General features: G+C 68.9%; 17 protein-coding genes. 13 read left to right on the top strand and 4 right to left on the bottom strand.

Translation table 11 applies throughout. The features are described 5' to 3' along the window. The first annotated feature begins 57 nt into the window (after nt 1-57). The 7 genes from QM568_RS01610 (at nt 58) to QM568_RS01580 (ending at nt 7,214) form a co-directional block, all read left to right on the top strand. Nucleotides 58-1,152: a metal ABC transporter substrate-binding protein gene (locus QM568_RS01610; protein ID WP_415135138.1), complete on the top strand. Its 1,095-nt coding sequence runs from the start codon at nt 58-60 to the stop codon at nt 1,150-1,152. After that, nucleotides 1,149-1,976: a metal ABC transporter ATP-binding protein gene (locus QM568_RS01605; RefSeq protein WP_415135136.1), complete on the top strand. Its 828-nt coding sequence runs from the start codon at nt 1,149-1,151 to the stop codon at nt 1,974-1,976. Before QM568_RS01610 ends, QM568_RS01605 begins: the two co-directional genes overlap by 4 nt. After that, complete coding sequence (locus QM568_RS01600; RefSeq protein WP_415135134.1) at nt 1,973-2,839, top strand: metal ABC transporter permease; 867 nt, start codon at nt 1,973-1,975, stop codon at nt 2,837-2,839. Before QM568_RS01605 ends, QM568_RS01600 begins: the two co-directional genes overlap by 4 nt. A gap of 90 nt (nt 2,840-2,929) precedes the next feature. Continuing rightward, nucleotides 2,930-3,349 (top strand): Fur family transcriptional regulator, encoded by a 420-nt coding sequence (locus QM568_RS01595; RefSeq protein WP_415135132.1) that lies wholly within the window; start codon nt 2,930-2,932, stop codon nt 3,347-3,349. After that, entirely contained in the window at nt 3,346-4,416 is a 1,071-nt protein-coding gene (locus QM568_RS01590; RefSeq protein ID WP_415135130.1) for a permease, read from the top strand. Before QM568_RS01595 ends, QM568_RS01590 begins: the two co-directional genes overlap by 4 nt. Next, nucleotides 4,409-5,164: a TIGR03943 family putative permease subunit gene (locus tag QM568_RS01585; RefSeq protein ID WP_415135128.1), complete on the top strand. Its 756-nt coding sequence runs from the start codon at nt 4,409-4,411 to the stop codon at nt 5,162-5,164. The genes QM568_RS01590 and QM568_RS01585 overlap by 8 nt, the downstream gene beginning before the upstream one ends. Beyond that, nucleotides 5,154-7,214 carry an Ig-like domain-containing protein gene (locus QM568_RS01580; RefSeq protein WP_415135126.1) on the top strand — a complete coding sequence of 687 codons (2,061 nt, stop codon included), beginning with the start codon at nt 5,154-5,156 and terminating at the stop codon, nt 7,212-7,214. Before QM568_RS01585 ends, QM568_RS01580 begins: the two co-directional genes overlap by 11 nt. A 13-nt stretch (nt 7,215-7,227) precedes the next feature. On the opposite strand, the gene QM568_RS01575 is transcribed toward QM568_RS01580, so the two are convergent. The 4 genes from QM568_RS01575 to QM568_RS01560 form a co-directional block, all read right to left on the bottom strand. Beyond that, nucleotides 7,228-8,034, bottom strand: coding sequence for a carbohydrate ABC transporter permease (locus tag QM568_RS01575; protein ID WP_415135124.1), 807 nt, complete (start codon nt 8,032-8,034; stop codon nt 7,228-7,230). An 8-nt stretch (nt 8,035-8,042) separates the two neighbouring features. Next, nucleotides 8,043-9,050 carry a carbohydrate ABC transporter permease gene (locus QM568_RS01570; protein ID WP_415135122.1) on the bottom strand — a complete coding sequence of 336 codons (1,008 nt, stop codon included), beginning with the start codon at nt 9,048-9,050 and terminating at the stop codon, nt 8,043-8,045. Nucleotides 9,051-9,091: 41 nt separating this feature from the next. Beyond that, nucleotides 9,092-10,327: a sugar ABC transporter substrate-binding protein gene (locus tag QM568_RS01565; RefSeq protein ID WP_415135120.1), complete on the bottom strand. Its 1,236-nt coding sequence runs from the start codon at nt 10,325-10,327 to the stop codon at nt 9,092-9,094. A gap of 141 nt (nt 10,328-10,468) precedes the next feature. Further along, nucleotides 10,469-11,473, bottom strand: coding sequence for a LacI family DNA-binding transcriptional regulator (locus tag QM568_RS01560; RefSeq protein WP_415135118.1), 1,005 nt, complete (start codon nt 11,471-11,473; stop codon nt 10,469-10,471). A 206-nt stretch (nt 11,474-11,679) separates the two neighbouring features. On the opposite strand from QM568_RS01560, the gene QM568_RS01555 reads away from it, so the two are divergent. From QM568_RS01555 to QM568_RS01530, 6 genes are all read left to right on the top strand, one after another. Beyond that, entirely contained in the window at nt 11,680-13,572 is a 1,893-nt protein-coding gene (locus QM568_RS01555) for a glycoside hydrolase family 127 protein (protein WP_415135116.1), read from the top strand. 80 nt (nt 13,573-13,652) lie between these two features. Beyond that, nucleotides 13,653-15,353 (top strand): hypothetical protein, encoded by a 1,701-nt coding sequence (locus tag QM568_RS01550; RefSeq protein ID WP_415135114.1) that lies wholly within the window; start codon nt 13,653-13,655, stop codon nt 15,351-15,353. 186 nt (nt 15,354-15,539) lie between these two features. Continuing rightward, on the top strand, nt 15,540-15,776 hold the full coding sequence (gene rpmB / locus QM568_RS01545) for a 50S ribosomal protein L28 (protein WP_120226966.1): 237 nt from the start codon (nt 15,540-15,542) through the stop codon (nt 15,774-15,776). Then, nucleotides 15,776-15,946 carry a 50S ribosomal protein L33 gene (gene rpmG, locus QM568_RS01540; protein ID WP_045257250.1) on the top strand — a complete coding sequence of 57 codons (171 nt, stop codon included), beginning with the start codon at nt 15,776-15,778 and terminating at the stop codon, nt 15,944-15,946. The genes rpmB and rpmG overlap by 1 nt, the downstream gene beginning before the upstream one ends. Before the next feature lie 3 nt (nt 15,947-15,949). Next, nucleotides 15,950-16,255 (top strand): 30S ribosomal protein S14, encoded by a 306-nt coding sequence (rpsN, locus tag QM568_RS01535; protein ID WP_017829734.1) that lies wholly within the window; start codon nt 15,950-15,952, stop codon nt 16,253-16,255. Between the two features lie 336 nt (nt 16,256-16,591). Continuing rightward, nucleotides 16,592-16,879 carry an HU family DNA-binding protein gene (locus QM568_RS01530; protein ID WP_067348124.1) on the top strand — a complete coding sequence of 96 codons (288 nt, stop codon included), beginning with the start codon at nt 16,592-16,594 and terminating at the stop codon, nt 16,877-16,879. The last annotated feature ends 163 nt before the right edge of the window (nt 16,880-17,042 follow it).

Below are 17,042 nucleotides of genomic sequence, written 5' to 3'. Positions count from 1 at the left end.
GTCGCCCTCCCGCCATCCGATTTGATAATGGTTCTCATTCGCGTTTAGGCTGGGGGCATGAACAGGACCGCATCCGCTTTCGCCCTCGCCTCCGTCGCCGTCCTCGCGCTGTCCGGCTGCGCCAGCGGCACGAACGATGCGGACGGTACGGGAGAGGGGGGCGCGGATGCCGGGGGCGACGGCATCCGCGTGGTGGCCTCCACGAACGTGTACGGCGACATCGCCGCGCAGATCGGCGGCGATCACGTCGAGGTGTCCTCGATCATCGCGTCGCTCGCACAGGATCCGCACGAATACGAGGCGTCGGCATCCGATCAGCTCACCGTCAAGAACGCGCAGCTGATCATCGAGAACGGCGGCGGCTACGACGCGTTCATCGAGACGCTGCGCGACGCGAGCGGCTCCGATGCGGATGTCGTCACGGCCGTCGAGTACTCGGACGACTTCCCAGGCTCCGAGGCGCACGACCACGATGAGGACGACGCCGACGCTGAGACCGACGAGACCGCCGAGCCGCACGACGACGACACTGACGAGGACGAGGACGAGGCCGAGGACACCGACGCCGAGCACGACGAGACCGAGCACGCCGACGAAGACGGCCACGAGGGTCACGACCACATCGAGGGCTTCAACGAGCACGTCTGGTACGACCCGCACACGATCCAGCATGTCGCCGAGGCGATCGCCGAGGAGCTCATCGAGCTCGACGCCGCGAACCGAGCCGACTACGAGGAGAATCTCGCTGCCTTCCAGGCGGAGCTGACCGGCCTCGAGGACTCGCTCGCCGAGATCAAGGCCGCGCACGATGGAGACAAGATCTTCGTCACCGAGCCGGTGCCGCTGTACCTCGCCGAGGCCGCAGGCCTCGTCAACGTCACCCCCGAGGCCTTCAGCGAGGCGGTCGAGGAGGGTCAGGACGTCCCGCCGGCGACCCTGCTCGAGTCTCTCGACCTGATCGAGGCCGGCGATATCAAGGTGCTCTTCGCCAATGCGCAGACCGGCGGCGCCGAGACGACGCAGGTGATCGACGCGGCGGAGGCCGCAGGCACCGCCGTGCAGGAGGTCACCGAACTCGTCCCTGATGGCGACACCTACATCAGCTGGATGCAGGACAACATCGCGGTGCTCGCCGGTAATCTCGACAGGTGACCTCTGACGCGCTCGCTCCGCCGCTGCAGATCCGCGGCGCCGCGATCCGCCGCGACGACCGCGAACTGTGGCACGGCCTCGACCTCGACGTCGCGCCCGGCGAGCTCGTCGCGGTGCTCGGCCCGAGCGGCTCGGGCAAGACGACGCTGCTGCGCGCCATCCTCGGCCTGCAGCAGCTGTCGGCCGGCAGCATCACGGCCCTCGGCCGTGCCGTGCGCGGGCACGGCAACCGCGAGATCGGCTATCTCCCGCAGGCGCGCCCGCTGCCGTCCGAGACGTCGATGCGGGGGCGCGACCTCGTCGCCCTCGGCGTCGACGGCCACCGTTTCGGGTTCCCGTTCCCGCGTCGCGGCGATCGGGTGCGCGTCGACGCACTGATCGACGCCGTCGGCGCCCGCGCCTTCGCGGACAAGCCTGTCGGCCTGCTCTCCGGCGGCGAGCAGCAGCGGCTGCGCGTGGGTCAGGCCCTCGCCGGGAACCCCCGTCTGCTCCTGTGCGACGAGCCTCTCACCAGCCTCGACCTCGCCAATCAGCAGGCGGTCGTCGGCCTCATCGACGCGCATCGGCGCACCGGCGCCGGCGTGCTGCTGGTCACCCACGACATCAACCCCGTGCTCGAGATCGTGGACCGCATCCTCTATCTCGCGAACGGGCAGTTCACCCTCGGCACCCCGCAGGAGGTGCTGACCGGCGAGGTCCTCTCCGCGCTCTACGGCGCTCCGGTCTTCGTGCTCGAGGCCGGGGGGCGGCTCGTCGTCGTCGGCGCGCCGGATGCCGAGCAGGCGGCGCACCACCATCATCACGAGTCGGGGGACGCGGCGTGAACCTCGACGACATCGGATCCGCCATGTTCGGCGGTCTCTCGCAGTACGGCGAGATCCTCGAGCTCGTGTCGAACTCGGTGTGGGCCGGCGCGATCCTCGGCCTCGTCGGCGGTCTCATCGGGGTGTTCGTCATGCAGCGCGACATGGCGTTCGCCGTGCACGGCATCAGCGAGCTCTCCTTCGCCGGCGCGGCGGCGGCCCTCCTCATCGGTGCCGACGTCGTCGCTGGTTCCCTCGTCGGCTCGCTCCTGGCGGCGGCGCTCATCGGCTGGCTCGGGGCGCGGGCGCGCGAGCGCAACTCGATCATCGGCGTGCTGATGCCGTTCGGCCTGGGGCTCGGCATCCTCTTCCTCTCGCTCTACAACGGCAGGGCCGCAGGACGCTTCAGCCTGCTGACCGGACAGATCGTGTCGGTGCAGTCGGCGCAGCTGGGCTGGCTCGCCGGCATCTGCGCCGTCGTGCTCTTCGGATTGCTGCTGATCTGGCGCCCGCTGCGCTTCGACTCGCTCGACCCGCAGTCGGCGGCGGCGCGGGGCGTGCCGGTGGTCGGCGTCTCCTTCGCGTTCATGCTGCTGCTGGGCCTCGTCGTCGCCGTCGCCGTGCACATCATCGGCGCGCTGCTCGTGATGGCGCTCGTGGTGACGCCGGCCGCGGCGGCGCTGCGCCTCACCGCGGGGCCGGTCGCCGTCCCGGTGTTCGCAGCCGTCTTCGGCATCGCCTCGGCGGTGGGCGGCATCCTGCTCGCGATCATGGGGACGCTGCCGGTGAGCCCGTATATCACCTCCATCTCGTTCGTGATCTACCTCGTCTGCCGCGCGGTCGGCGCGCGTCGCGAACGGGTCGTGCGCATCGCGCACCCCTGAACAGCGGATGCCGCTGCGCACCCGCACCTGCGGAAGCCCCTGCACCAGGCTCTCAGCCCGGGGAAGGACCCCGGCGATTAGACTCGTCGCATGGCTCAGCGGAACACCTGGCAGCGCGAGCGCGTGCGCGAAGCGCTCGCCGACGCGCGCGGATTCGTGAGCGCGCAGACCCTGCACGCGGGGCTCCGCGAGGACAACACCGGCATCGGCCTCGCCACCGTCTACCGCGCGCTCGCAGGCCTCGCCGCCTCCGGCGACGCCGACTCGCTGCAGAGTCCAGACGGGGAGGCGCTCTACCGCGCCTGCTCGACCCAGGGACATCACCACCACCTCATCTGCCGCACCTGCGGGCTCACCGTCGAGATCGAGGCCAAGGACGTCGAGCAGTGGGCGCACCGCACCGCCGCGCAGCACGGGTTCACCCAGGCCGAGCACGTCGTCGACATCTTCGGCCTGTGCGCCGAGTGCACGGCGACGCGCGCACAGGACGCCGAGGAAGCGGGCGCGTGAGGTCTTCTGCGGATCCGGCGACCTCGCATCACCCGGTTCTCGAGCGCTCGGAGAGCGGGCCCCGGCGGGCGACCGGCTCGGGAACCCGGCGCAGCCCCTGGATCGGCGCGGCGATCGGGGTCGCGATCGTCGCGGCGCTGTTCCTCATCGACCGTTTCCTGCCGTTGCTGTACACGGCCGATCTCCCACACCGCTTCTCCGACGGCTTAACTCTCGCGCTGAGCGTGCTCATCGAGGCGCTGCCGTTCGTTGTTCTCGGGGTGCTGCTGTCGATCATCGTGCAGGTGTGGCTGCCGGCCGACGTCATCCACCGCTGGCTGCCGAAGCGAGCGTGGGCGCGCAGGGCGGTGCTGTCGCTGCTGGGCATGCTGATCCCGGTGTGCGAGTGCGGAAACGTGCCCTTCGCGCGCGGTCTCATGATGCGCGGTCTCGCCCCCGCCGAGGCGCTCACCTTCCTCATCGCCGCGCCCATCGTGAACCCGATCGTGATCCTCACCACGCACGCGGCGTTCGGCTTCGACGAGGGCATCCTCGTCGCCCGTCTCGTCGGGGGCTACCTCATCGCGAATCTCATCGGATGGATCTACAGCCGGCATCCGTCCCCCGACGCGCTGCTGACCCAGCGGTTCGCCGACACCTGCGAGCGTGTGAATCACGAGCCGGGCACACCAGTGCGCCGAAGCCTCGCGCAGTTCCTCGCGGAGCTGCGCGCGGTGATGCCCGCACTCGTGATCGGCTCGGCGCTCGCCGGAGCCGTGCAGGTGCTGATCCCGCGTGACGTGCTGCTGGCGATCGGCTCCAACCCCGTGCTGTCCGTCCTCGCGCTCATGGCCCTCGCGATCATCGTCGCGGTCTGCTCGAACGTCGACGCCTTCGTGGCGTTGACGTTCGCCTCGACGTTCTCGTCGGGCGCCGTCGTGGCGTTCCTGCTGACGGGACCCCTCGTCGACGTGAAGATGATCGCGCTGCTGCGCACCACCTTCACCACGCGGGCCCTGGTCGGCATCGTCTCCGTCGTGCTGCTGGCGGCCTTCGCGATCGGGATCGGGGTGAACGTCTTTGGCTGAGCGGCTGCGCTGTCTCGGATCGCGCTGGCTGGGCATCGGCCTCGCCGCGGCGGTGTCGGTCGTGATCCTCGTGCTCGGCCTCGCCGGGCAGCTCACCCTCTACATCAGCCCCGAGTCGGTGTGGTTCGCGTGCACCGCGGCGGTGGTGACGCTCCTGGGCGCGATCTGGTCGTGCACGCTGCCGCTCGGCGCCGAGGAGGGCCACGAGCACGAGCACGGGCACGGTCACGAGCACGGTCACGCCGAGTCCGGCGCCCTGGCGACCGCCGCGACGGTCGCCGGAGGCGTGATCGCCTCTGGCGTCGTCGCGGCAGCCCTCGTGCTGCCGCCCGCCTCGTTGTCGGTGGAGCTCGCGATGTCCCGGGCAGGGGAGTCGTCGGCGCTCTTCGTCGGAGCGGATGACATCACCCTCGGTGTCGCGGACACGTCGACCTTCGGCGTCGGCGACTGGGCCAGTGTCTTCGCGACGTCGACGAACACGACGGCCTACGACGGCACGGCCGTCACGCTGACCGGCTTCATCACTCCCGCCGACGACGGCGTCGACCTCACCCGCCTCGTCATCATGCACTGCGTCATCGACGCCCAGCCCGCGAGCCTGCCGGTCGCGATCGATGCGGGCGAGTACGAGACGGGACAGTGGGTGAGCGTCACCGGAACCGTCAGAGCGGATGCCGACGGAGCCCTGCACATCGAACCGACCACGGTCGAGGCCGTCGCCGAGCCGGGGGATCCGTATGAGTACTGACGAGACCCCCGTCCCCCGCACGCGCGCCGAATTGCGCGCCGCCGAGGCCGCTGCCAACCTGGAACCCGCTGTCACGGAACTCCCTGTCACGTCGGGGGCTGACGCCGCTGACGAGTCCGTTGCCGCACCCGTTGCCGAGTCTGTTGCCGCGTCCGCAGACGTGCCTGTCGGCGAGCCCGTCGACCCGCGCGAGGCGGCGATACGCGCGGCCATGTTCGAGGCCGCGGCAGCAGCGGAGGAGGCGGCGCGCCAGGCCGCAGCCCCCTCGACTCCGCGGGTTCCGCCGCGCGTGGCCCGCGCCGCCGGAACGGCTGCGCGTCACACGGCCTCAGCATCCTCGGCCTCGGCGTCGAGCCCGGCATCCTCGACCTCGGCATCCTCGCCCCCGGCATCGTCGGCCGACGCATCCCCGGCGGTGGCATCGACCGCAGCATCCCCGGCCTCGGCGTCGAGCCCGGCATCTCCGGCCCCAACCCCGACATCCGCTGCAGCTCCCGCCACCGCATCCGCCGCCCCCGCGACCCCGCGCAACGACGTCCCGCTCGCCGGCCTCCCCGTCGGCGCCGCCACGGCATTCGACGGATCCCCCGCATCCGAGAGTGCCGCCGCATCCGCGGGCGCCCCCGCATCCCCCGCATCCGACGACGCCGCGCCGCGCCGCGCCGACAAGGACGAGCATCCTCGCCCGCGGCGTTTCGGCCTCACACTGCTCGCGGTCATCGGCGTGCTCGTGCTCGCCGGCGCCGCCCTCGGATTCGCCAGCCTCACGCAGGGACCCCGCATCACGAGCGTGCAGGTCGACGCGAGCCAGGCGATCGAGTCCAGCGGCAGCCGGGTGATCCTCACCGCGAACCGGTCGCTCGCCGCGATCGACCCCTCGCAGGTCACTGTCGAGCCCGCGGTGCCGTTCACCCTCGACGCGGCCGGCCGGGGCGTCGGCATCCGCTTCACCGTCCCCCTCGATGATGCGACGGAGTACACCATCACGATCGCCGGCGCCCAGGGAAACGGGGGAGGCCCGAGCGCGACGCTGACCACCAGTTTCACCACCCCGGCCTCCACGATGTTCCTCCTTCGGCGCGATGCCGAGGGTGCGGACACGATCTTCCTCACCGACCTCAGCGGCGAGAAGGCGGTCGCGGTGTACAGCGCCGACAGGATCGACGACTTCCGGGCGACGTCGACGCAGCTCGTCGTCTCGACCGAGGAGGACGACCTGTCGAAGCTCCTCGTCATGGGGCTCGACGGCAGCGATCCGCGTGAGCTCCCCCTCCCCGGCCCCGGCTTTATCGGCTCGATCCAGGTGTCCGAGCGCGGCGGCCTCGTCGGATACACGTTCTCGGACGAGAAGATCACCGAGGACTCCGGACGCGCCAGCGTGCTCGTGACCCAGTCGCTCTCCGGCGCCGACGAGCCGAAGATCGCCGAGGTCGGCGGCGAGCAGACCAGCGTTCTCGTCTGGCAGTTCGTCCCGGACTCGGCCGCCATGCTGTTCATCGACTTCAACGGCGCGCTGTCGCTCATCGACCACTCCGCCGGCGGCGACGTGCAGTCCCTCGGGCTCGCCGCGAACATCCAGGGCGTCTCGCGCGGCACGTACACCGCGGTCATCGAGCGCGTCGACGGCAGCGTCGTCGAGCTGAACCTCACCGACGGCGCGGAGCAGCCGCTCGCCGCATCCGACCCCGACTACGGCAGCGCGATCTCGATCGTTCCGTTCCCCGGCGGCACCCTCCGCCATGTCGTCTCGCTCGACGAGACCGGGTTCCCGGCCGGCCAGGCGATCATCCGCGTCGACGACGACGGCGCTGCGACCTCTCTCGTGCAGGTCGGATCGAGCGACTCGATCCTGCAGGCGTGCGCGTCGCCCAGCGGGCAGTACGCCGCGGTGGCGATCGCCCCCGACCTCGTGAACAACGCCTACGACCAGCTCGTGCTCCCGCTGCCGCAGAAGATCGAGACCCACCTGTTCGATCTGCGCACGGGGGAGGAGCTCGTGGCCCTCACCGGCTTCGACGCGTCCTGGTGCGCCACCGCGCCGAACTACTGATCCCTGCGCGCCGCTATTTCACCGCACCCGCCGTGACGCCGGCCGCGACGTAGCGCTGGGCGATCACGAGCAGCACGGCCGCAGGAATCGAGGCGACGACCGCGGTCGCCATGATCGCGTTCCAGTCCTGCGTGTTGTTGCCGATATAGCGGTAGATGCCGATCGTGATGGGCTGCAGCTCTCCCCCTCGGTTGACCGTCGAGGCGAAGAGGAAATCGGACCACGACCACAGGAACGTGAACAGCGACACCGTCACGACTGAGTTGCGGCTGATGGGCAGCACGACCGAGCGGAAGGTGCGCCAGGCGTTCGCGCCGTCGATCTTCGCCGCCGATATGAGCTCGTCGGGGATGCCGGACATGAAGGCCGTGAAGATGAGCACCCCGAACGGCACGGCGAGCGTCGAGTCGGCCAGGATGAGACCAGGCACCGAATCGAGCAGACCCCAGTTGAAGAAGATGAGGTAGAACCCCATCGCCATGATGATGCCGGGGATCATCTGCGCGATGAGCATGATGAAATCGACCACCCGTCCGCCGCGGGGCCGGAGCTTGGCGAGCGCGTACGCTGCGGGTGCCGAGAGCGCGAGTGTGAGCACGACCGTGCCGAGGCCGACGACGAGACTCGTGAACAGGTACGGCAGCTGGTCCTGGAGGACTCGCGCGTAGCCGTCGAAGGTGGGATCGACCGGGAAGAGGTCGGGCGGGTCTTTGCGCAGCCGATCGGGCTGGGTGAGCGAGACGTTGATCATCCAGTAGAGCGGGAAGAGCATGATCGCGGTGAGGACGACGCCGACGAGGCTCGTCAGGATGCGCTTCATGCGGGAATTCACGACTCGTCCTCCGTGCTGCGCTGGGTGCGGATGTAGATGATGCCGAAGATGAAGGCGATGACGATGAGCAGATTGCCGACCGCCGCCGCGGGGCTGAGATCCGGTGAGCCGCCGCCGAAGCCGAGCTGGTACGACCAGATCGCGAAGGTCGTCGATGAGCTGCCCGGCCCGCCGCGGGTCATGATCCAGATGATGTCGAAGACCTTGAGCGTGTAGATCAGGCCGAGCAGGAGAGTGATCGCCGAGACGGGACGCAGCATCGGGAAGGTGATGCGCCAGAAGGTCTGCCACGCGTTCGCCCCGTCGAGCGCGGAGGCCTCGTAGACCTCGGCGGGTATGTTCTGCAGGCCCGAATATATGATGACGAGGTTGAAGGGGATGCCGATCCAGATGTTGGCGATGAGCACGCCGATCATGGAGGTCTGCGGCGAGGTGAGCCAGTTGACCTGGGGGATGCCGAACACGGCGAGGGCGGCGTTGACGACGCCGGAGTCGGAGTTGAGCATCCACCCCCAGATCGACGCCGACACGAGCAGCGGCAGCAGCCATGGGACGAGGAAGAGCGCGCGCAGGGTCGTGGCGAGGGGGAAGCGGCGGTAGAAGAACAGCGCAAGCGCGAGCCCGAGTGCGAACTGCACGACGATCGAGCCGAGGGTGAAGACGGCGGTGTTCCCGAGGGCGGGCCAGAAGGTCGCGCTGCGCATCACCTCGAGGTAGTTGGCGATGCCGACGAACGGGGCCTCGCCCGTGATGAACGACGCGAGCGTGTAGTCGCGCAGGCTCAGGTCGAGGTTGCGCACCAGCGGGTACGCGTAGAACACGATCATGTAGATCGCGACGGGGGCGATGAACCCCCAGGCGATCAGCTTTTCGCGCAGGTGCCGCTTGCGGCGGCGTGGATCGCGCTCGGCCCGGCGGGTGACGTCGGATGCCGACACCGCCCGCCGGGTTCGGCCCGTACCCTCGCCCGCACCGGTTCGAGGTGCTGTCTGCATCGCTGTCATGGTGCGTCCTTCAGGGGTGGCGTGGGTACGGGCCGAACGGGTCAGCCGAGCTTCTCTGATGCGGCCTTCTGCGCTGCCGCAAGGGCGTCGGCGGGGCTTGACCCGCCGGAGAGCGCGTTCTGGATCGCGGTGTAGAGCTGCTCGGAGATGATCCCGTAGGAGATGCCGAGGTTGTCGGCCGTGCGGGGCTTCGCGTCGCCGACGGCGGTGACCCAGAACTCGAGGCTCGGGTCGGCCGCGAGCTGGGCCTTCTGTCCTTCGGCGGTCGGTGCGATGTAGCCGAGCGAGTCGGCGCCGGTGTTGCCCTCGGTGAGGCACTTCACGATCTTGACGGACGTCGCATAGCGCGCGGTGTCCTTCTGGATCGGGATGGTGATGAACTCGCCGCCCGTGGGTGCAGGCGCCGCCTTGCCATCCGCGCCCGGGATCTGGATGACCTGGTATCCGGCCTCGTCCGCAGCGGACTTGAACCAGGATCCGTTCTCGGCGAAGCCGAACTCGCCGGTGAGGAACTCGTCCCAGCTCGTGCCCTGCGTGTTCTGCAGCACGGACTGCGGGGCGAGCCCATTCGTGACCCAGTCGGTCCACAGCGCCAGGCCCGACTCCGCCTCGCTGGAGTCGAGCGCGGTGAGGTCGGCGCCCTCACCCCAGAACCACGGCAGGAACTGGAACGAGCCCTCCTCGGTGCCGACGGCGGAGAAGGTGATTCCCTTCTTGCCGGATGCGACGATCTTCTCGAGCGCCGCCGTGAGCGAGGCGCCATCGGTGACGGAGGCGATGTCGACGCCGGCCGCCTCCAGCACCTCGGGGTTGTAGTACAGGCCGAGGGTGTTGGCACCAACGGGGACGCCGTAAGTCTTCCCGTCGATCTGACCGGCGGTCAGGATGTTCTCCTGGATGTCGGACACGTCCAGACCGTTGTCGTCGGTCGTCGTGAGCAGGCCGGCGTCGGCGAGCGTGGAGACCTTGGGGTTGTCGACCATCGCGATGTCGGGCAGCTTGCCCGCAGCGGCGGTCGTCAGGTCCTTGACGGTATCGCCCGTGTTGCCGGCGTTGCGCTTGATCGTGATGCCGATCTCGGCGGCGCAGGCGTCGATCGCCTTCGCCCAGTCCGATGAGGCATCACGGTCGGGGTACGGGTCCCACAGGGTGTACTCGGTCGAGCCCGACGAGCTGTCGTCGCTCGGCGTGCTGGAGCATCCGGTGAGCGCGGTGGCGACGAAGACGCTGCCGAGCACGGTGGCGCCGATGATGCGGGCCGTGCGGTTCTTGTCCACGGTATTCCTCTCTGAATGGTGCGGTGTGGTGCGGTGTGTTGTTGATTCGGGATTGATTGATTCGGTATCGATGTGCGGATGGTGATTGTTGAACCGGTTCGATGAGCGCGCCGACGGACACGCCGCCCGCACGAGCGCGAGTCAGCGGGTGCTGCCTCGATCTGTCAGTTCGGGTGCGATGAACCGGACGACGGGATCGCCAACGCCGTCGCCGCCCTGCATCCGCTGCACGAGTGCCTGGACCGCAGCGCGCCCCAGTTTGTCCGGCGACGTTTCGATGGCCGTGTAGGGCAGCGAGAACAGTCGGCCGAAGTCCTCGGAGAAGATGCCGACGACCGAGAGGTCGCGCGGCACCTCGACGCCGCGCGCGTTCAGCACGGGCGGCAGGGCCGCGACCATCGCGTCGTTGTGCACGATCACCGCGGTGGCGGTGGGGCGTTCGTCGAGGATGCGGTTCCACGTCTCGGTGATCGCGGGCTGCTCGGTGTCGCCGTAGTACGGGTGGATCCGCAGGCCGTAGCGGGCGGCGCGCTCGAGGGCGGCATCGCGGAAGCGCCACGCGTAGGCGCCTCCGCGTGTGATGACGTGCTCGTTCGGCGAGATGAGCACGATCTCGCGGTGACCGCGTTCCTGCAGATGGTCGACGAGCATGCGGGCGGCCTCGCCGAAGTCCAGATCGAAGACGTCGAGACCGTCGGTGTCGCGCGGGAGTCCGACCAGAGCCCCCGGCTGACGGGCGGCACGTAGCGGCGGCACGCGGGGGTCGTCGTGGGCGACGTTGAGCAGCACCAGGCCGTCGACCATGCCGGAATCGGTGATGCGGCGCAGCGCGCGGGGTCCGTCGTCCTCGGTGACCATGAGGATGTCGTAGCCGGCTTCGCGGGCGGCGTCTGAGATCGGCAGGACGTACTGCAGCATGGCGGGCGAGAACTCGTCGCGGAAGAACTGCACGAGCAGCCCGATGACCATCGTCTGGCTCGTCGCGAGCGCGCGGGCGCCGGCGTTGGGCGTGAAGCCGAGGTCGCGGATGGCGAGCTCGATGCGTTCGCGGGTCTCGTCCGAGATCGTGCGCTTGCCCGACAGCGCGTAGGAGACGGTGCTGCGGGAGACTCCTGCAGCCTTCGCCACGTCGCCGATGGTTGTCACGCTCGTTCTCCTTCGAACCGGTTCGAACACTTTTGGATGCTTCTGAAGGGAAGTTTGCCCGTTTTTGTCGTCGAATGCGACTCATATGTCGAATCTCAGACGGAATCGGGGTTGAAGACCCTTCGTTCGGACGCTACCATAATCGAACCGGTTCGACCTTCGCAAGTCCTCCCGGTCACGAATCAGCATTCGATCGATAGGCACCCGTGAACGAGTTCCCCGACACCGTCGTCCGCCGCACCGCGAGCGGGCCGGTCGCCCCCTCCCGCGGCGCCCTCCGCCCCCTCGGCCTCGACGAGGTGCGCATCACGGGGGGCTCCTGGGGAGCGCTGCAGGAGCTGGGCGCAGACGCCGTCATCGACCACTGCCTCGGCTGGATGGACCGCATCGGCTGGATCCGCAACTTCGACCGCATAGCCGGCACGGCATCCGGTGACCACGAGGGCATCGAGTTCGTCGACTCCGAGGTCTACAAGCTGCTCGAGGCCATGGCGTGGGAGCTCGGTCGCCGCCCTGCCGCCCCCCTCGCGGAGCGCTATGCCGGGCTCGTCGACCGGGTCGCCGCCGCCCAGGACTCCGACGGCTACCTGCACACGAGCTTCGGCCACCCAGGACAGCGCCCGCGCTACAGCGACCTCGAGTGGGGGCACGAGCTCTACTGCCACGGCCACCTGCTGCAGGCGGCCGTGGCCCGGCTGCGCACGGGGTACGACGACGAGCTGCCGGCCGTGGCCCGCCGCCTGGCTGAGCATCTGTGGACCGAGTTCGGCCCAGAGGGGCGGGATGCGATCTGCGGTCACCCCGAGATCGAGGTCGCGCTCGCCGAGTTCGGACGGGCCACGGCGGACCGGCGCTGGATCGAACTCGCCCGGCTGTTCGTCGAGCGCCGCGGACGCCGCACCCTCGGCACGACCCTCTTCCAGGGCAGCGACTACTTCCTCGATGACATGCCGGTGCGGGAGGCGAGCGTGCTCCGCGGCCATGCCGTTCGTGCGATGTACCTCGCGGCGGGTGCGCTCGACGTGGCAGACGAGACGGGCGACGACCGGCTCGCCGACGCCGTCGAGGCTCAGTACCGTCGCACGATCGAGCGCCGAAGCTACCTCACCGGAGGCGTCGGGTCGCACCACCAGAACGAGGAGTTCGGCGACGACTACGAGCTGCCGGCCGACCGCGCCTACGCCGAGACCTGCGCGGCGATCGGCTCGCTCATGGTCGCTTGGCGCCTGCTGCTGCGCACCGCCGACGAAGGCTACGCCGATCAGATCGAGCGCACCCTGCTCAACGCCGTTCTCGTCTCACCGCGCCACGACGGCCGCGCGTTCTACTACGCCAACACGCTTCACCAGCGCACGTGCACGCATCCGAACGCCGACGACGAGCTGAGCGAGCGTGCCGAGGCGAGCATGCGCGCGCCCTGGTTCGAGGTCTCCTGCTGCCCGACCAACGTCGCGCGCACTCTCGCCTCGCTCGCCGGCTACGTCGCGACGACCGACGGCGCTGGTGTTCACCTGCATCAGCTCGTCGAATGCGAACTGAGGGCCGAACTGGATGCCGGCATACTCGCCGTGCGCGTTGAGACCGCGTACCCGCGCGACGGTGTCGTGCGCATCACCGTGCTCGAGGCGCCGGACGTCGAGGTCGGCATCGGCGTGCGCGTGCCCGGCTGGGCCACCGGCGCCACGCTCGACGCGGGCGGGGGTGCGGCACCGGCGTCCCCCGGCCTCGCCGTCACGCGCCGCATCTTCGCGCCGGGTGACGAACTCGTCCTGACCCTACCTCTCGAGCCGCGGCTCACGGCCCCGCACCCGCGCGTGGATGCCGTTCGCGGCCAGTTGGCGGTCGAACGGGGACCCCTCGTGCTCGCCCTGGAAGACGTCGATCTACCGGTCGGCGTCGATGTCGAGCACGTCGAGCTCGACGCGGATGCGCCGCTCGTCGCGACCGACGACGGTGCGCAGGCCACGCTGCGCATCCGTGTCGACTCCGACCTGGCGACGGCGCCCGACGGCCCCGTCCCTGCGCGTCTGCGCCCTTATGCCGACTGGGCGAATCGCGGGCCCTCGACCATGCGCGTCTGGATCCCGACCGCGCGCTGACGAGACGTCCCGGCCCCCGCCGGGTCTGCACCGGCCACCCCGGCGAGGCGCATCACCATCGGAAAGCAAGGGAGCTTTTCATGAGAAACCGCAGGATCCCCGTCGCCCTCGTGGCGATGGCGGCGCTCATCGCCGCGTTCGTGCCCACCACGAGCGCCACGGCGGCGAACAACACGCTTGTGATCGATGCATCCGTCGCCATCCGCCCCGTCACCCACGTGGGAGCGGGCGGGCTCTACGCCCTGGCGACGACGACCACACCCGATCCGGCACTGCTCAAGCCGCTGCATCTCAACCAGCTCACGCAGCCGGCACCCGGGGTGCAGCAGCTCGGCAATGGCGCGACGGTTCCGAGCGGCGATGTGCTCGTCGTGGCGCCTTCGACGATCGGTGCGGGCGCGCAGAGCTACGTGCGGATGCCCGACATCTACAAGGACTTCCCCTACAAGTGGGTGAGCTGGGCCGACTGGGAGTCGAAGATCACCACGATGGTGACGGCACGCCTGAACGCCGCCTCGACCACGAGCATCAACGGCTGGGAGCTGTGGAACGAACCGGACTGGACCTGGGACACCGCGAAGGCCGGCAGTTTCACCTCCGGCTGGGCGCGCACGTTCAACAAGGTGCGATCGCTCGATTCGATCACCCCGATCGTGGGCCCGAGCTATGCGCTGTACGACCACAATTGGATGCTCAGCTTCATGACTGCGGCCAAGGCGTCGAACACGGTACCCGATGTCGCTTGCTGGCATGAGCTCGAGGACGGCACCTGGGCGAGCATCGACGAGCACGTCGCCGACTACCGGGCGATCGAGCAGTCGCTGGGGATCTCGCCACGGCCCATCTCGATCAACGAGTACGGCTCGCCGAACCAGGTCGATATTCCCAGCGTCCAGGTGCACTACCTCGCCCAGTTCGAGCGAACGGGCATCAAGGATGCCGAGCGCGCCTACTGGTACGAGCCTGGAACGATCGGCGGACTGTTCCACAACAACCAGCCGACCGGCAGCTACTGGACCTACAAGTGGTACGGCGACATGTCAGGGAACATGGTGCAGACCACCGCCTCAGGTGACTTCGACGGGCTCGCCTCCTACGATTCGAGTCGGAAGATCGTCACCGCCATCGTCGGTGGCGTCTACGGCACCAATCACGTGCAGGTGAAGGGGCTGGGCGGCTTCGGCTCGAGCGTCAAGGTGACTGTGAACTACACGCCGAACTCGGGTCGCCACGCGAACGTCCAGGCGCCGACACAGCTCTCGAGCACCACCTACGCGGTCGCGAACGGATCGATCACGGTGCCGATCGAGAACCAGGACTACCTCGGCGCCTACGAGATCGTCGTGACGCCGGCGGCGGGACCGACCTCGAGTTGGCAGAAGGTCTATGAGGCCGAGAACGCGACTGTCGTGAACGCCAACCGCTTCGCCTCGGCCAATGCGGGCAATGGGTGGTACGTCGGCCAGATCGACGGCACCGGCAATGCGCGCAACGCCTCGTTCGTCGACTTCATCGTCAACGTGCCGACGACGAAGACCTATGCGATGAGCATCCGCTACGCCAACGGCACGGGGGCGACCTCGACGCACGGTCTCGCCTACAACGGCTCCGCGTGGTCGAGCGTGTCGTACGCGCCGACCGGAGGGTGGGGTCAGTTCGCCTCGACGACGGTGTCCGTCAACCTGAACGCGGGGTACAACGTGATCCGGCTCGCGAAGGGGTCGCCGTACTTCCCTGGCGGCACCGGCTACGCGGAACTCGACAACATCACGCTCAACTGAATCCCGCTCAACTGGGCGTTCGGTCCCTTCCGGAGGGCTGTGCTAGGCTTGTCGATTGTCTGCGCACGCTCCTGTGCGCAGTTCGTGTGCCACCCTTTCGGCCGAGCGATCGGAGGGAGCGGTGGCGCGCAGACAAGGGATCTTGGGTGAGGCCGTCCGGCCTCACGGTATAGAAGGAGTCACATCATGGCAGCAGTGTGCCAGGTGACCGGTGCTGTTCCCGGCTTCGGTCACAACGTTTCGCACTCGCACCGCCGGACGAAGCGCCGCTTCGACCCGAACGTGCAGAAGAAGACCTACTACGTTCCGTCGCTCGGTCGCAAGATCACGCTCAACGTGTCCGCCAAGGGCATCAAGGTGATCGACGCGCGCGGCATCGAGAAGGTCGTCGCCGACCTCAAGGCGAAGGGTGTGAAGCTCTAATGGCCAAGAAGGCACAGGACATCCGTCCGATCATTAAGCTGCGTTCGACCGCGGGCACGGGGTACACCTACGTGACCAAGAAGAACCGCCGCAACACCCCCGACCGTCTCGTGCTCAAGAAGTACGACCCGGTCATCCGTCAGCACGTCGAATTCCGAGAGGAGCGTTGATCCATGGCTAAGAAGAGCAAGATCGCTCGCAACGAGCAGCGCAAGGTCATCGTCGAGCGCTACGCGGAGCGCCGCGCTGAGCTGAAGAAGACCCTGGTCGACCCGAACGCCACCGACGAGGCCCGCGAGGCCGCACGCGTCGGTCTGCAGAAGCTGCCGCGCAACGCGTCGCCGGCTCGCGTGCGTTCGCGCGACGTCATCGACGGTCGCCCCCGTGGTGTCCTCACGAAGTTCGGCATCTCGCGTGTCCGCTTCCGTGACATGGCGCACCGCGGCGAGCTGCCCGGCGTGACCAAGTCGAGCTGGTAAGCAGTCCCTGAAAGGGGCGGGGTTCTTCGGAGCCCCGCCCCTTTCGCGTCCCCGGGGCGCCGCGGGCGCTCTGCAGGACTTCTCGCGCGCGGAAGGCAACGACTCCAGCATCCGCTCCTTCATGCCGTTCGGTCTCCTCCGGGACGCGCCCGCGACGCCCCGAATCTGTGACGGGAGTGACGAATGTGACGCGACACGCCGCCCAAAACACCAAAACCCGCGAAATGACGCGGAAATGCGGGTGGTCGTTGGTACATTCAAGGCGGTCACTCGACCAGGGGCATCCGCTCCGACCCACACGACAATGCGACGAAATCCTCGTCGCTGGAGGATGACATGGCTGACAAGTCCATCACCAAGACCGAGCTCGTCGCGAGCATCGCTTCCGCCACCGGCCAGAGCCAGGCCACCGTCTCCGGTGTCCTCGACGCCCTGTTCGGCACTGTCTCCGACGCCGTTGCCAAGGGCAGCAAGGTCTCGATCCCGGGCTGGATCTCGTTCGAGCAGGTCGCCACCGCCGCTCGTACCGGCCGCAACCCGCAGACCGGCGCCGAGATCAAGATCCCGGCCGGCAAGCGCGTCAAGGTGACCGCTGGTTCCAAGCTCAAGGCTGCCGTCAAGTAAGACCGCGTCCTCACGAAGGCCGTCGCCCCTCCGGGCGGCGGCCTTCGCGCATCCCTCCCCCTCGCCCCCTCGCCCCCTCGCCCCCTCGCCCCCGCCCCGAGCTGCCGACGCCCCATCTGCGCCGCGACGCCCCACCTGAGCGACGTCTGCCAGGTGGGGCGTC

The organism is Microbacterium sp. (genome assembly GCF_047607465.1).
Classification (GTDB): domain Bacteria; phylum Actinomycetota; class Actinomycetes; order Actinomycetales; family Microbacteriaceae; genus Microbacterium.
This window is presented reverse-complemented; position numbering and strand designations above follow the sequence as displayed.